At 68.8% G+C, this 14828-nt stretch carries 15 protein-coding genes; 7 read left to right on the forward strand and 8 right to left on the reverse strand.

Going from position 1 to position 14828, the window contains the following annotated elements:
* The first annotated feature begins 241 nt into the window (after positions 1-241).
* Positions 242-1033, forward strand: a complete 792-nt coding sequence (gene ddaH, locus E3N94_RS05080) for a dimethylargininase (protein WP_233191239.1) — start codon at positions 242-244, stop codon at positions 1031-1033.
* An 8-nt stretch (positions 1034-1041) separates the two neighbouring features.
* Positions 1042-2286 (forward strand): ornithine--oxo-acid transaminase, encoded by a 1245-nt coding sequence (gene rocD / locus E3N94_RS05085; RefSeq protein WP_134569923.1) that lies wholly within the window; start codon positions 1042-1044, stop codon positions 2284-2286.
* A gap of 108 nt (positions 2287-2394) precedes the next feature.
* Here rocD and E3N94_RS05090 read toward each other — a convergent pair whose 3' ends face one another.
* The 4 genes from E3N94_RS05090 to E3N94_RS05105 form a co-directional block, all read right to left on the reverse strand.
* Entirely contained in the window at positions 2395-3654 is a 1260-nt protein-coding gene (locus E3N94_RS05090) for an alpha-hydroxy acid oxidase (RefSeq protein WP_104099916.1), read from the reverse strand.
* Between the two features lie 16 nt (positions 3655-3670).
* Positions 3671-4471: a GntR family transcriptional regulator gene (locus tag E3N94_RS05095; protein ID WP_134569916.1), complete on the reverse strand. Its 801-nt coding sequence runs from the start codon at positions 4469-4471 to the stop codon at positions 3671-3673.
* A gap of 322 nt (positions 4472-4793) precedes the next feature.
* Positions 4794-5153: a glycerophosphodiester phosphodiesterase family protein gene (locus tag E3N94_RS17110; protein WP_241987069.1), complete on the reverse strand. Its 360-nt coding sequence runs from the start codon at positions 5151-5153 to the stop codon at positions 4794-4796.
* Between the two features lie 151 nt (positions 5154-5304).
* Entirely contained in the window at positions 5305-5700 is a 396-nt protein-coding gene (locus E3N94_RS05105) for a sortase (protein WP_134569917.1), read from the reverse strand.
* A 116-nt stretch (positions 5701-5816) separates the two neighbouring features.
* Between E3N94_RS05105 and E3N94_RS05110 the strand changes: the two genes are divergently transcribed.
* A complete protein-coding gene (locus tag E3N94_RS05110) occupies positions 5817-7283 on the forward strand; it encodes a peptide MFS transporter (RefSeq protein ID WP_134569918.1) in 1467 nt (488 codons plus the stop codon).
* Between the two features lie 241 nt (positions 7284-7524).
* Here E3N94_RS05110 and E3N94_RS05115 read toward each other — a convergent pair whose 3' ends face one another.
* Positions 7525-8838, reverse strand: a complete 1314-nt coding sequence (locus tag E3N94_RS05115) for an MFS transporter (RefSeq protein ID WP_134342539.1) — start codon at positions 8836-8838, stop codon at positions 7525-7527.
* Positions 8839-8843: 5 nt separating this feature from the next.
* Positions 8844-9248 carry a MarR family transcriptional regulator gene (locus tag E3N94_RS05120; RefSeq protein WP_233191233.1) on the reverse strand — a complete coding sequence of 135 codons (405 nt, stop codon included), beginning with the start codon at positions 9246-9248 and terminating at the stop codon, positions 8844-8846.
* A gap of 192 nt (positions 9249-9440) precedes the next feature.
* Here E3N94_RS05120 and E3N94_RS05125 point away from each other — a divergent pair, with 192 nt between their 5' ends.
* Together E3N94_RS05125 and E3N94_RS05130 are read left to right on the forward strand one after the other, a co-directional pair.
* Positions 9441-10292, forward strand: coding sequence for an alpha/beta fold hydrolase (locus E3N94_RS05125; protein WP_104099911.1), 852 nt, complete (start codon positions 9441-9443; stop codon positions 10290-10292).
* 9 nt (positions 10293-10301) lie between these two features.
* Positions 10302-11351, forward strand: a complete 1050-nt coding sequence (locus E3N94_RS05130; RefSeq protein ID WP_104099910.1) for a biotin/lipoate A/B protein ligase family protein — start codon at positions 10302-10304, stop codon at positions 11349-11351.
* A gap of 24 nt (positions 11352-11375) precedes the next feature.
* Here the strand turns inward: E3N94_RS05130 and E3N94_RS05135 are convergent, their stop codons facing one another.
* Positions 11376-11708, reverse strand: a complete 333-nt coding sequence (locus E3N94_RS05135; protein ID WP_104099909.1) for a GNAT family N-acetyltransferase — start codon at positions 11706-11708, stop codon at positions 11376-11378.
* A 34-nt stretch (positions 11709-11742) separates the two neighbouring features.
* Here E3N94_RS05135 and E3N94_RS05140 point away from each other — a divergent pair, with 34 nt between their 5' ends.
* The gene (locus tag E3N94_RS05140; protein WP_134375165.1) at positions 11743-12738 is read left to right on the forward strand and encodes a site-specific DNA-methyltransferase; all 996 of its coding nucleotides are present in this window, start codon (positions 11743-11745) and stop codon (positions 12736-12738) included.
* A complete protein-coding gene (locus E3N94_RS05145; protein WP_134400987.1) occupies positions 12735-13661 on the forward strand; it encodes an LLM class F420-dependent oxidoreductase in 927 nt (308 codons plus the stop codon). The genes E3N94_RS05140 and E3N94_RS05145 overlap by 4 nt, the downstream gene beginning before the upstream one ends.
* Positions 13662-13780: 119 nt before the next feature.
* On the opposite strand, the gene E3N94_RS05150 is transcribed toward E3N94_RS05145, so the two are convergent.
* Complete coding sequence (locus E3N94_RS05150) at positions 13781-14809, reverse strand: LacI family DNA-binding transcriptional regulator (RefSeq protein ID WP_104099906.1); 1029 nt, start codon at positions 14807-14809, stop codon at positions 13781-13783.
* Positions 14810-14828: the final 19 nt, after the last annotated feature.

Below are 14828 nucleotides of genomic sequence, written 5' to 3' on the forward strand. Positions count from 1 at the left end.
GGGTGCACATCCGATTCGTGCTGTGTGAGACTAAGCATGGCGTCTCTGCCCAGGCGTTTCGTGCCGGCAGAGCTCTCGTGAGTGACCTGGTCCGCCATCCACCCCGCCAGCCGACCTCACCCGAAGGGGGCGGATGGCCGCCGAAGGAGTCACCATGTCGACCAACCTCACCGCCCCGAACCTGGACGAGCTCGTCTCGCCGGCCCTTCCCGTGCGCACGCCCGTCAAGCGCACCGTGCTGATGTGCAAGCCCGAATTCTTTTCCGTCGTCTATCGCATCAACCCCTGGATGGATCCCGCCATCCCGACGGACACCGCGCTCGCCGTCGCCCAGTGGCAAACGCTTCACGACACCTATGTCGGCCTCGGCTTCGACGTGCACCTGATCGAACCCGTCGACGGCCTGCCGGACATGGTCTACGCGGCCAATGGCGGATTCGTCATCGACAACATCTCCTACGGCGCGGCCTTCACCTACGCCGAACGCCAGCCGGAAGGTCCGGCCTACATGGACTGGTTCGGCGCCAACGGCTTCGACGTGCGCGTGCCGGCGGAGATCAACGAGGGCGAGGGCGACTTCCTGCTCGTGGGCGACGTGATCCTCGCGGGCACCGGGTTCCGCAGCGCCTCGAACAGCCATGAAGAGGTGTCGGCGATCTACGGCCGCCCCGTGATCACGCTCAACCTGATCAATCCGAGCTTCTACCACCTCGACACGGCCATCGCCGTGCTCGACGCGTCGCCGGCCACGGGCAACGGCGAGATCGCCTACCTGCCGAGCGCGTTCGACGAGCCGAGCCTGGCCATCCTGCGCGAGCGATTCCCGGACGCCATCATCGTCGCCGAGGAGGACGCGGCCATCCTCGGCCTCAACTCCTATTCCGACGGCTACAACGTGGTCATCGCCGCGCGGGCGAAGGGCTTCGAGGCCCAACTGCGCGCCCGCGGCTTCAACCCGATCGGGGTCGACCTGTCCGAGCTGCTGCTCGGTGGAGGAGGCGTGAAGTGCTGCACCCTGGAGCTGCGCCGATGACCGACCCGATGACCGACCAGGCCACCGCCCCGGCCGCCGCGCTCGGACAGGCCGCGTATATCGCGCTGGAAGACGAGCACGCGGCCCACAATTACCATCCGCTGCCCGTGGTCGTCGCGTCCGGCGACGGCGCCTGGGTGACGGATGTCGACGGCCGCCGCTACCTGGACTGCCTGGCCGCGTACTCCGCGGTCAACTTCGGCCACTCCAACCCGCTCCTGTTGGACGCCGCTCGCGAGCAACTGGGCCGCATCACGCTCACCAGCCGCGCCTTCCACAACGACCAGCTCGGCCCGTTCGTGACCGCGCTCGCCGAGCTCTCCGGCAAGGACATGGTCCTGCCGATGAACACGGGCGCCGAGGCGGTGGAGTCCGGCATCAAGGTGGCCCGCGCCTGGGGCTATCGGGTCAAGGGCGTCGCCGCCGGGATGGCGAACATCATCGTGGCCGGGGAGAACTTTCACGGCCGCACCACCACGATCGTCAGCTTCTCCGACGACGAGTCGGCCCGTAAGGATTTCGGGCCGTTCACGCCGGGGTTCCGCACGGTTCCCTACGGAGACGCCGCGGCCCTCGAGGCTGCTATCGACGCGAACACGGTCGCGGTGCTGCTCGAGCCCATCCAGGGCGAGGCCGGCATCGTCGTGCCGCCGGCCGACTACCTGCCGGCCGTGCGCGAGATCACGAACCGCGACAATGTGCTGTTCATCGCCGACGAGATCCAGTCCGGCCTCGGCCGCACGGGAGCGACCTTCGCTTGCGACCTGGTGGGCGTCGTTCCTGACCTCTACCTGCTCGGCAAGGCACTCGGCGGCGGCATCGTGCCGGTCTCGGCGGTCGTCGGCAATCGGGACATCCTCGGTGTGCTCCGCCCCGGCGAGCACGGCTCGACCTTCGGCGGCAACCCGCTGGCGGCGGCCGTCGGCCTCGCCGTGGTGAAACTGCTGGCCACCGGCGAGCAGCAGGAGCGCGCGCGCGTTCTCGGCGCCCGCCTGCACGACGGGCTGACCGGGTTGATCGGCCAGGGCGTCGTGGCCGTGCGTGGCGCCGGCCTCTGGGCCGGCATCGACATCGACCCGACGCTGGCCCCCGGCCGGGTGGTCTGCGAGGCCCTCCTGGCCCGCGGCGTGCTCGCGAAGGACACCCACGGCTTCACCATCCGGTTGGCCCCGCCGATCGTGGTCTCCGAGGCCGACCTCGACTGGGCGGTCGAACAATTGGCCGCCGTGCTCGCAGAGCTCGCCGCCGCGTAGCCGAGCCGCCGAGTTATCCCGCTTGTGCCGAGTTGACCCGCTGGAACGGGTCAGCTCGGCACAAACGCCGACACTCGGCGAGGTGCGACCGGCCGGGCGGCCACGACACTACACGCCGACGGATGCCGCCACCGGCTGCGCGATGCGGCCGAGGCGTGCGAGCTGGGTGACGTGGCCCGGCTCGAGCTCCTCCAGGCTGTTCACGCCGAGCAGTCGCATGGTGCGGGAGACCTGCTCGGAGAGGATCTGGACGGCCCGGTCGACGCCGGCCTCGCCGCCGGCCATCAGGCCGTAGAGGTAGGCGCGGCCGATCAGGGTGAAGCGGGCACCGAGGGCAACGGACGCGACGATGTCGGCGCCGCTCATGATGCCCGTGTCCAGGTGCACCTCGTATTCGCTGCCGACCTCGCGCACGACGTTCGGCAGCAGGTGGAACGGGATCGGGGCGCGGTCGAGCTGGCGCCCGCCGTGGTTGGAGAGGATGATGCCGTCCACGCCGAGGGCGGCGAGCGTGCGCGCATCCGCCAGGCTCTGTACGCCCTTGACGACGATCTTGCCGGGCCACTGCGCCTTGATCCAGGCCAGGTCCTCGAAGGTGACGGTGGGGTCGAACATGGTGTCGAGCAGGTCGGCGACTGTGCCGCTCCAGCGGTCGAGGCTGGCGAAGGCGAGCGGTTCGGTGGTGAGGAAGTTGATCCACCACTCCGGCCGCGGCAGTGCGTTGATGACCGTTCCGGCGGTCAGGGCCGGCGGGATCGAGAAACCGTTGCGCTTGTCGCGCAGGCGCGCGCCGGCCACGGGCACGTCCACAGTCACCAGCAGGGTGTCGTAGCCGGCCTTCGCGGCCCGGTCCACGAGCGCCATCGAGCGGTCGCGGTCCTTCCACATGTAGAGCTGGAACCAGTTGCGCCCGTGGGGGTTCGCGGCCTTGACGTCCTCGATCGACGTGGTGCCCATGGTCGACAGGGAGAAGGGAATGCCGGCCCGGGCCGCGACGTGGGCGCCCGCGATCTCACCCTCGGTCTGCATCATCCGGGTGAACCCGGTCGGGGCGATTCCGAAGGGCTGGGCCACGGGGGCGCCGAGCACGTCCCAGCCCGTCGACACGGCCGACACGTCCCGCAGGATCGACGGGTTGAACTCGATGTCCTCGAAGGCCTGGCGGGCACGGCCCAGCGACAGCTCAGCCTCGGCGGCGCCGTCGGTGTAGTCGAACGCGGCCTTGGGGGTGCGCTTCTTGGCGATGTCGCGCAGGTCGTAGATGGTGAGCGCGCCCTCGAGGCGGCGCTTCTTCGCGTTCAGTTCGGGGGTCTTGAAGTGCATCAGCGGGGCAAGGTCTTTGATCTTCGGGATGCGTCGTTGAACCATGGTCGAAGGGTCCTTTCTATCGGGCCACCGAGTGCCCGTTGGCATCCGTGTGGTCGTTGGCGAAGAGGTCGGGCAGGTGGTTGGCAAGGTGGGTTTCGGCGTAGTAACCCGCGATATGGGACTGCACGAGGCTGCGGGCGGCCGGGGGATCGCCGGCCTCGATCGCGCCGAGGATCGCGCGGTGTTCGGTGCGGAGCCGGGCGGAGGTGTCGGGCCAGGAAGTGAGGCTGGTCGCGCCCGCCCGCACATAGCCCTCGATGGCACTGCGCAGCCCCGCCATCGTGGCGGTCACGACCTGGTTGCCCGATGCGGTGGCCAGGGCCAGGTGGAACGCGGCGTCGAGGGCCAGGAATTCCCCCTCGGTCAGCGCGGGAGACTCCATGGCGCAGAGCAGCAGCTCGGGCGTCGTCAGGTCGGGGTGCAGGGAGGCGTTGGCGTCCATGGTGGAACTGGCCTGGGCGGATGCCTCCGCCAGCTCGGTCACGACCGAGGCCTCGAGCACCAGCCGGGTCTTGACCACGTCAGAGACGGGGAACCCCTGCGCCGCCACCTGCAGACGCATCAGCGCCGACATGCCGCCGCCGGGCAGGGCCACGATGATCGCACCCGCCGTGGGCCCCGACCCGGCGGACGTGCGAAGCAGCCCGAGCACTTCGAGCACCCGGATGGCCTCGCGCACGCTGGACCGTCCGACGCCCAGCTCGGCGGCGAGGGCCCGCTCGGGCGGGAGATGGTCACCCGGGCGTAGTCGCCCACTGAGGAGATCCAGCTCGATGTTCTGCAACACGACTTCCCAGGCACGGCGTTCGATGCTCATGGGCTCCTCCTCGACGTTGGGGTGGCATGCGGTGTGCCCGGCGGGGATCATGCGTCGGGCGGTGTGGTCTGACCACACGCTACACGACGCGCCCGATGCGCACCAGCGCCCGGGGCGCATCCGTCACCGGGTATACGCCGCCGGCACCTTCAGGCCGCACTCAGGCTGGTCAAGTCCGCGGTCTCGTTCACCGTCCACGGGACGACTGGGAGGCCGAGGCCGCCTAGGTTCGGGCTGGATTCGGGCTGCCCGACGCCCGGTCAGGAATCCCCGCTCGATCGGGCCCCCAGGGTCAGATCCGGGGCGATTTGCCGGGTGAGGTTCAGTGACGCCCAGTCGAAGCTCTGCAGGACTGACCGATCCGACTGCCGGGGGTGTTCGCCTGCTCAGGGAAGCCCGGCGACTGCTGGTAGCCGCAGTCCAGGGTGCGGATCTCGGCCAGGCTCAGGTCGCGCACCCGGTCGTCGGCATAGGGAAAGGCCAAGTCGCCGGGGAACGCGGGCGCGGCGTCGGCGCATTTGCTGGACGTCATCACGTCGTCGTGCCACACCACCACCTGGTTGGCACTGGACAAATGGGTGTCCAGCTCGAGTGTGCTCACACCCAACTCGGGAGACCCGGCGAAGGCGGTCAGTGATTCCTCGGTCCACTGGCCGCGGCCGCCGCGATCAGGATTGAGCACATTGCGTGGTTCCCCTGGAGTTGCGTGAACCGGCGGCAGTCCGCCTCCGGTTCTCCACGCTGCGAACCGGACGTGGCCGGGGTGGAGAGGTCGTTCCGAGCGCTGACCGGGCCTGGTCACGGCGGCGGGCTCCGTGCGAACGCAGAGGATCTCAGATGAAGAGCAGCACGATGCCGAGCACGCCGGACGCGGCACCGATGCCGAGCAGGATCAGGCCGGTCAGGCGCAGTGCCCGGCCCTCGACCTCCGGGGTGTGGGTGCGGCACCGGGAGGGGGTGCGGAGGCTGAACCAGACCGGCACGTCGTCGCCGGGCGCGAGCCCGTGCGTCTCGTGTGTGTTCGCCGGGCACTCGTGCACCTCGCCGTCACGGTCGAACCAGCGGATGACCGTTCCGGCCCGGGAGGACGCGATGACGCCATCCGTCAGTACCCAGCGACCCTTCACGCCGCGCGCGACGAGACCGGCCGCGAAGAGTGCCCCGCCGACGGCCAGGCCGATCAGAGTCAGCACCTCGCTGAGGAGGGAAACGAGCGAGTAGGTGTCCACGTTGCCCCTTCCCGGTCGTCGTAACGGTACGGGCAAAATCGTACCGTGCCCTCCGGGCCGGATGCCGCGACCCTGCCGATGCCCCCAGGTCTGGGGGCACACGGTAAGGTCAAGCAATGAGCTCGGTCGTTGAACAATCCCCCACCCGTGACGACCGAAGCTTCCTCGGACAGCCTCGCGCCCTCGCCAACGTGTTCGGCGTCGAGATGTGGGAGCGGTTTTCGTTCTACGGGATGCAGGGCATCCTGCTGCTCTATTTGTACTACTCCGCGGCCGACGGCGGCCTCGGGATCCCGCAGGCCACCGCGGCAGGCATCGTGGGGGCCTACGGCGGCGGCGTTTACCTGTCGACCATTCTGGGAGCCTGGGTGGCCGACCGCCTGGTGGGCTCGGAGCGGGTGCTCTTCTGCAGCGCCATCGTGATCGCGGTGGGGCACGTGGCACTCGCTCTCCTGCCGGGCCTCGGCGGCGTGGCGACCGGGCTCATCCTGATCGCGTTGGGCAGCGGCGGGCTCAAGGCCAACGCGACCAGCGTCGTGGGCGCGCTCTACGCCAAGGACGACCCTCGGCTCGACGCGGGCTTCTCGCTCTTCTACCTCGGCATCAACCTGGGTGCCTTCTTCGGGCCGGTCCTGACCGGCCTGCTGCAGACGACCCTCGGCTTCCACTACGGGTTCGGGCTCGCCGCCGTGGGGATGGCGATCGGCCTGGTGCAGTACTCCTTCGGCCGCAAGCGCCTGCCGGCCATCGTGCACGAGGTGCCGAACCCGCTGCCGGCGTCGCGCCACGCCGGCTACCTCTGGGCCGCGATCGCAGCGACCGCCGTGATCGTGGTGCTGGTCCTGCTCGGCGTGATCACGGCATCCGGCCTGGTCACCATCGTTATCGCGCTGACCCTGATCGCCACGGTCTGCTACTTCGTGGTCATCCTGCGCAACCGTCAGATCACCGCCCTCGAGCGCAAACGCGTCTACGCGTTCATGCCGCTGTTCGTGGCCAGTGCCGCGTTCTGGTCCCTCTCCCAGCAGCAGTTCACGGTGGTGACCATCTACACCGACGAACGGCTCAACCGCGACGTGTTCGGCTGGGAGCTGCCGGTGTCGTGGGTGCAGTCGTTCAACCCGGTCTTCATCATCCTGCTCTCGGGTGCCTTCGCCGCGCTGTGGACGCGCTGGGGTTCCCGTCAGCCGTCCACCCCGGTCAAGTTCGCGTTCGGCACCGCGCTGATGGGTTCCGCGTTCCTGCTGTTCCTCCCGTTCGTCGACGGCGGCCCGAATTCGACGCCACTGCTCGCGATGATCGCGATCCTGTTCGTGCTCACGGTGGCGGAGCTTCTGATCGGACCGGTCGGCCTGGCCGTCACGACGCGGCTCGCCCCGGAACCCTTCAAGACCCAGATGGTCGCGCTGTTCTTCCTCTCGATCGCCCTGGGCACCGCGGTGTCCGGCTGGCTCGCCGAGTGGTACACATCGGTGTCGGAGACGGTCTACTTCAGCGTGATCGGCGGGGTCGCGATCGTGCTCGGGCTGTTGCTCGCACTGATCGCCCGACCGATCCTGCGGCTGATGAACGGCGTGCGCTGACCGGCATCCGTCAGCCGAGTGGATGCCAAGCGATTCGTTGTGTTGTGCCCGCAGGCTCAGAGCTGGCTGCACCGCGCGGACTCTGTTCAGCAAGGGGGGGCGCGGTGTCCGGTGTTGAACCAATTCGACGGAGAATCTGAGCGAAACCTGCTTTTTCGGGCCTTATGGCAACGATTTGGGCAGAATCTCCGTCGAATTCGTTCGGGGAGAACTGCCGCCAGGCTCGTCGGGTCTCACTCCGCTAGCGCGTCGCCGTGGCCTCGACGATCGCGATTTCGCGGGTGGCGGTCTCGGCGGTGCGGCCGTCTCCGTCGTGGTGCACCCGCATTCGTGGGGTCATGCCCCGGCGGAACCGTACCCGCAGGCTGCGGTAGCGCACCATCCAGAAGAGCACCGCCCCGGCCGCGAGGAGGCCCGAGAGCGCGGCCACGCCCAGCGCCCAGCGCGGGCCGAACTGGTCGGCTACCCAGCCCACCAGGGGCGCCCCGAGTGGCGTGCCGCCGGCGAAGATCGCCATATAGAGCGCCATCACCCGGCCGCGCATGGCCGGCCGCGTCGTGGTCTGCACGTAGGCGTTCGCGGTGGTCATCAGGGTCAGCGAGGACAGGCCGACGAAGGTCAGGGAGATCGCGAAGGTCAGGTAGTTGGGCATCACCGCGGCCACAGCGCAGGACAGGCCGAACGCGAAGGATCCGACGATGACCAGACGCAGCCGCGGCCGGCCGCGACGGGCGGCCATCAGCGCGCCCGCGACGGAGCCGATGGCCATGATCGAACTGAGCAGCCCGAACTCGCTGGCACCCATGCCGAACTCGACCGTGGCCATCGTTGCCGTGAAGATCGCGAAGTTGAAGCCGAAGGTGCCCACCAGGAAGACGGTGATCAACACGACGATGATGTCTGGCCGGCGGGACACGTACCGGAAGCCAGCCATCAGCTGTCCCCGCTCGCGGGTGGCCCGCGGCTGCGGCCTCAGCTGCACGGTGCGCAGAAGAGTCATCGCGAGCACCGTCGCCGCGAACGTCGCCGAGTTGATCATGAAGACCCAGCCGGCGCCGACGGCGACCGTGAGCAGCCCCGCGGCGGCCGGTCCGATCAGCCGGGCGCCGTTGAACGATGCGGAGTTGAGGGCCACGGCGTTCGGGAGGTCGTTGTCGGAGACCAGCTCCGACACGAAGGTCTGGCGGGCGGGGGCGTCGATCGCCGCGACGATCCCGAGGCCCAGGGCGAAGAGGTAGACGTGCCACAGCTCCGCGACTCCGGTGACGGTGATCACACCGAGGCCGAGGGCGAGCAGGCCCATCAGGGTCTGCGTCAGGATGAGCAGTCTGCGCCGGTTGAACCGGTCCGCGATGAGGCCGGACCAGGGCATCAGCACGAGCTGGGGCCCGAATTGCAAAGCCATCACGATGCCCACCGCGGTGGCGTTGTAATCGGTCAGTTCGGTCAGCACGATCCAGTCCTGGGCCGTGCGCTGCATCCAGGTTCCGATGTTCGACACGAGGGCCCCCGCGAACCAGATTCGATAGTTCGGGATGCTCAGGGAGCGGAACATGTTGTTCAACTGTTGGCGAGTTCCTTCATGATGTCGACGGCCTCGGTGAGGATCCGGCGCTGGTCGGGGCTGAGCGTGACGATGCGCTGGGCGAGCCAGGCATCCCTGCGTTTGCGCGTCTCCCGCATCAGGGTGCGCCCCTGGTCGGTCACCGTGAGCACCACCTTGCGGCCGTCGTCTGCAGAGCCGGCCCGGTTCACGAGGCCAGCCTCGACCAGCGCGTTGACCGTGCGGTTCATCGACGGCGGCGTGACCCGCTCGCGTTCGCTGAGCTCGCGGAGGGTGAACGGGCCATGGAAAAACAGGGTGCCGAGGGCCGAGAACTGGCTCGAGCTGAGCTCATTGTCGGCCTTCTCCTGCCGCAGGCGGCGGGCCAGCCGGCCGTTGGCCAGCCGGAAATCGTGACTCAACTCGGCTACCGTCGCACGTCGACCAGGGGAGACCTCCGGCGCAAGCACGTGAGATGTCGGTGAAGATTCCATAGCTACCCACCCTAACCACTTAGCCTCGCTAAGTATTCCCTGCTCGCAGCCTAGTTCAGGATCGACGGCAAAGAACCGGAATCCAGAGACGCGCGGGGCGAGTCCTGCCAGACTGGCCTCGTGCCTACCTACACGGATGACTTTGGCGTCTCGATCACGTATTTCACCTGGCCGGTCGATCGCCCGCGGGCCATCGTGCAGCTCGCTCACGGGGTCGGTGAGCATGCGCAGCGGTATGCGGAGCTCGCCACCCGACTGAACACGGCCGGCTACACGGTCTACGCCGACGACCACCGCGGCCACGGCCAGACCGGAGTGCACCAGTATGACGGCGACCTGTCCCGCCTCGGCCGCCTCGGCCCCGGCGGACTGCGCGCGGCAGTGGCCGGCGTACGCCAGCTGAGTGGGATCATCCGCGCCACTCACCCTGACCTGCCGCTCGTGCTGCTCGGCCACAGCTGGGGGTCCTTCATGGTGCAGATGATCGTCAATGCGCACGCCGCCGACTACGACGCGGTCGTGCTCAGCGGCACGGCCTACCGGATGCCCGGCTACCTGGACAGCGGCGACCTCAACCGCCGACACAAGCACCTCGGCGACACCGGGGTGGAGTGGCTCAGCCGCGATCCAGAGGTGGCCCGCGCTTTCATCGCCGACCCGCTCACGACCACGACCCCGCTGGCCAAGCTGTTCGGGCTGCGAGAGGCGGCGCGCCTCTTCGGCAGGCCGGGCCGCGACCTGCCGCCGGGCCTGCCGCTGCTCATCCTGGTCGGCGGTGACGACATCGTGGGCGGGGAGCGCAGCGCTCGCAGGCTGGTTCGGGCCTATTCCGGGCGGTCGGGACTTCGGGACATCCGGGTCATCACCTACCCCGGTGCCCGCCACGAGGTGTTCAACGAGACGAACCGTGAGGATGTCTTCGACGACCTGATCGGGTGGCTGGCCAAACGTTTTGCCGTGCGCGCCGATTAGGCTGGCGTCATGCACGGTGAATATAAAGTTCCAGGCGGCAAGCTCGTCGTCGTCGATCTCGATGTCGTTGACAACACGATCGTCGACTTCCGGCTGGCCGGTGATTTCTTCCTCGAGCCCGACAGTGCGCTCGGCGACATCAACGCGGCCGTGAACGGCCTGTCCGCCGACAGCGACGCGGTCAGCATCGCCGCCGCAGTGCGCGCCGCGCTCCCGGCCCATGCCACGCTGCTCGGGTTCTCGCCCGAATCGGTGGCGGTGGCCATCCGTCGCTCCCTCGCCCAGGCCAGCGGCTGGCGCGACTACGAGTGGCAGCTGATCCACACCAAGGCTGTCGCTCCCGTCATGCAGATGGCGCTTGACGAGGTGCTCGCGATCGAGGTTGGCGAGGGGCGCCGCAACCCCACGATGCGGATCTGGGAATGGACGGAGCCGGCCGTCGTCATCGGCAGCTTCCAGTCCCTGAAGAACGAGGTCGACCCAGTCCAGGCCGCCAAGCACGGCTTCACCGTCGTGCGCCGGATCAGCGGCGGCGGCGCCATGTTCATGGAAGCCGGCTCGGTCATCACCTACTCGATCTACGCACCGACCGACCTCGTTCAGGGCATGACGTTCGCTGACTCCTATGCATTCCTCGACGAGTGGGTGCTCACGGCGCTCAAATCCCTCGGCATCGACGCTTACTACCAGCCGCTGAACGACATCACGAGCCCCAAGGGCAAGATCGGCGGGGCCGCGCAGAAACGTCTCGGCAGCGGCGCCGTGCTGCACCACGTCACCATGAGCTACGACATGGACGGCGACAAGATGGTGCAGGTGCTCCGCATCGGCCGGGAGAAACTCAGCGACAAGGGCATCACGAGCGCCGCGAAGCGCGTCGACCCGCTGCGCAGCCAGACCGGCCTCAGCCGGGATGCGATCATCGACCGGATGAAGGCGACCTTCACCGGGCTCTATGGCGCCGTCGCCGGAGAGATCACCGAAGCGGAATATGCCAGGGCGACCGAGCTGGTAGAGACCAAGTTCGGCACCGAGGAGTGGATCGGGCGGGTTCCCTAGGCCACGGGGCCGTCAATACGCGGGCTACCGTCCGCGCGTGAGCAGGTCCTGGTACTCGGCGTGCAGGTCGATCCAGCGCACAACGTAGGGGCACACCGGCACGACCGTGAGCGTGGTGCGGGTGCGAACATCGTCGAGCGCCTGCTCGACGAGGATGCCCGCCAGACCTTCGCCCCGGTGCGCCGGGTCCACCTCGACGTGGGTGAACAGCACATCCTGGCCGGCGACCTCGTAGTCGGCGAAGCCCACGGTGGTGCCGGCGAGCTCGAGCGTGTACCGGGCCAGGGCCGGTTCGTGACGGAATACGACCGAGTCGGATTCCCCGGTCGTTTCCGGGGATGCTGCATCTGGTGTCATCCCCTCAGCGTAGGCTGCCTGACACAATGAAGGAATGCCGATCGCGTGGTCTCCCTCCTCCCCCAGCCGTGTTGTCCACGCGAACAACCTCGAGGTTCTGCCGCAGCTGCCCGACGCGGCCTTCACGCTGATCTACCTGGACCCGCCGTTCAACACGGGGCGCAAGCAGAACCGGCAGACCACGACGTCGGTGCGCGCACCGGCGAGCCCGGTATCCGTCGCCCTGGGTGCGGACGCCGCGGGCATCATCACCGGCTTCAAGGGCCAGCGGTACGAGCGGATCAAGGGTGACCTGCTCGGCTACGACGACCAGTTCGAGGACTATTGGGCCTTCCTCGAGCCGCGCCTGATCGAGGCCTGGCGCCTCCTGTCCGATGACGGCACCCTCTACCTGCACCTCGACTACCGCGAGGCGCACTACGCCAAGGTGTTGCTCGACGCCCTCTTCGGCCGGGACTGCTTCCTGAACGAGCTGATCTGGGCCTACGATTACGGCGCGAAGTCGAAGAACCGCTGGCCGACCAAGCACGACACGATCCTGGTCTACGTGAAGAACCCGGCCCGGTACTACTTCGACTCGACCACGGTCGACCGCGAGCCCTATATGGCGCCCGGTCTGGTCACCCCCGAGAAGGTCGCGAAGGGCAAGCTGCCGACGGATGTCTGGTGGCACACGATCGTGTCGCCCACCGGCAAGGAAAAGACCGGGTATCCCACCCAGAAGCCCGTCGGCATCCTGCGCCGTATGATCCAGGCGTCCAGCCGCGAGGGGGACTGGGTGCTCGACTTCTTCGCCGGCAGCGGCACGACGGGTGCGGTTGCCGCGGCCCTCGGCCGCCGCTTCGTGCTGGTGGACCAGAACCCCGAGTCGATCCAGGTCATGCGCACGCGCTTCGCGCTGCTGCCCGCGGTGGAGTTCCTGCCCGGCGGATTCGAGCCGGCCGTGCCCGAGCCGGCCGCGCCCGAGCCGGCCCAGCCGGCGCTGTTCGATTTCGGCGCCGACCGGCCCGGGGCAAGGCTGGGAGCATGAGACTTCGCATTTTCACCGAACCGCAGCAGGGTGCCTCCTACGACGACATCCTCGCCGTGGCCCAGGCCGCGGAGACGCTCGGCTTCGACGCGTTCTTCCGTTCCGACCACTACCTCGCGATGGGGGACACGGCTCCCGTGCTGCCGGGGCCGACGGATGCCTGGACCACCCTGGCGGGCCTCGCCCGGGAGACCCGGCGCATCCGCCTCGGCACTTTGGTCTCGTCGGTGACCTACCGTCCGCCGGGGATCCTCGCGATCCAGGTGGCGCAGGTCGACCAGATGTCGGGCGGGCGGGTCGAGCTCGGCCTCGGCACCGGCTGGTTCGAGCAGGAACACCTGGCCTACGGCATCCCGTTCCCGGCCAGGCGGTTCGGCATGCTCGAGGAGCAGCTGGAGATCGTGACCGGGCTCTGGGAGACCCCGGTCGGCGACCGCTACAGCTTTGCCGGCGAGCACTACACGCTCGTCGACTCGCCCGCCCTGCCCAAGCCCGTGCAGGCCCGCATCCCGGTGATCGTGGGCGGTGGCGGCGCCAGGCGTACCCCGGCCCTGGCTGCCCGCTTCGCCACCGAGTTCAACCTGCCGTTCCCGGATTTCGCGGATGTCCCGGCCAAGTTCGCCGGCGTGCGCGCTGCATGCGCGGCCATCGGTCGCGATCCCCGTGAGCTGGTGTACTCGGCGGCGCTGATCGCCGTCGCGGGCGCGAACGAGGCAGACTTCATTCGCCGGGCCGCGGCCGCGGGCCGGGAACCGGCCGAGCTGCGGGCGCACGGCGTGGCCGGCACGGCGTCCGAGGTCGTGGACCGCCTCGGCGCCCTCGCCCACGACGGGGTCGAGTGCGTCTACCTGCAGATCATGGACCTGTCCGACCTCGGCCACTTGGACTTCATCGCCCGCGAGGTCATGCCTCAGCTGGCCTGACCGCCCTGCCCGTCCTGCCGGTCCCGCCGGTATTGCCGGTGCGCGGGTGCTGCGCCGCTACGCTGCCGGCGCGCCACGCGCGCAACGGCGCAGCACCCGCACCGGGGAAGCCGCGCGTGTCACGCCGACTCGCGTAGTACCAAACGGGTCGGCATGAGGGTGCGGTGCGGCATGCTCTCGTCGGCGGCGAGCCGGCGCAGCAGAATGTCCGCCATCGCGTAGCCCATTTCCTCGGAGGGCTGGCTCACCGTAGTCAGCGGCACCGGGCCGCTCGTCGCGGCCGGGCTGTCGTCGAACCCGACGATGGCCACGTCGCCGGGCACAGAGCGGCCGAGCTCACGCAGCACATCCACCGCCCCGGTGGCCATCAGGTCGCTCGCCACGAAGAGGCCGTCGATGTCGGGGCACCGCTCCAGCAGCCGGCGGGTGGCTGCCGCGCCACCGGCGGCTGTGAAGTCGGCGAGTTCGACGGCATCCGCGGGCAGCCCGGCCCGCTCCAGCGTGCGCTCGAACCCGGTGAGGCGGTCGATGCCGGCCGGCATGTCCACCGCGCCGGCGATCGAGCCGATGCGGCGGCGCCCGATGTCGACGAGGTGCTGGGTGCCCGTCTCGGCACCCGCCGCGTTGTCGACGTCAACGAAGTAGGCGGCGAGGTTGTCCGCGTTCGACGGCCGGCCGCCGAAGACCACCGGCATGGTCTTGTCGAGTTCGGCCACGAAGTCGTCGCCGGTGTGGTGCGAGATGATGAGCGCTCCGTCGACGTTGCCCGAGCGCAGGTAGCGCAGAGTCTTGTGCCGTGGGTCGCTCGACGCAACGAGCAGGTTGAGCGTGTAATCACTTTGGTCGAGTCGGCGGGTGATGCCCTGCACGACCGCGGCGAAGTAGGGATCACCGAAGAACCGGGTCATATCCTCAGGCACGACCAGGGCCACGGCCTCGGTCTGCCGGCTCGCGAGCGAGCGGGCCGCCCGGTTCGGAACATAGTTGAGCTGGTTGATGGCGTCCGTCACCGAGGCGACGATCTCTGGGCTGACCCTGGTGGACCCGTTCACGACCCGGCTCACGGTGGCCCGGGAAACCCCGGCCACCTCGGCCACCATTTCCAGGGTGGGCTGCGAAGGACGGACCTGGCGCACACTCGTTATCATGACGCCATTATATTTTGCC

It is taken from the genome of Cryobacterium sp. Sr3 (assembly GCF_004402835.1).
In the GTDB taxonomy this organism is placed as follows: Bacteria; Actinomycetota; Actinomycetes; order Actinomycetales; family Microbacteriaceae; genus Cryobacterium; species Cryobacterium sandaracinum.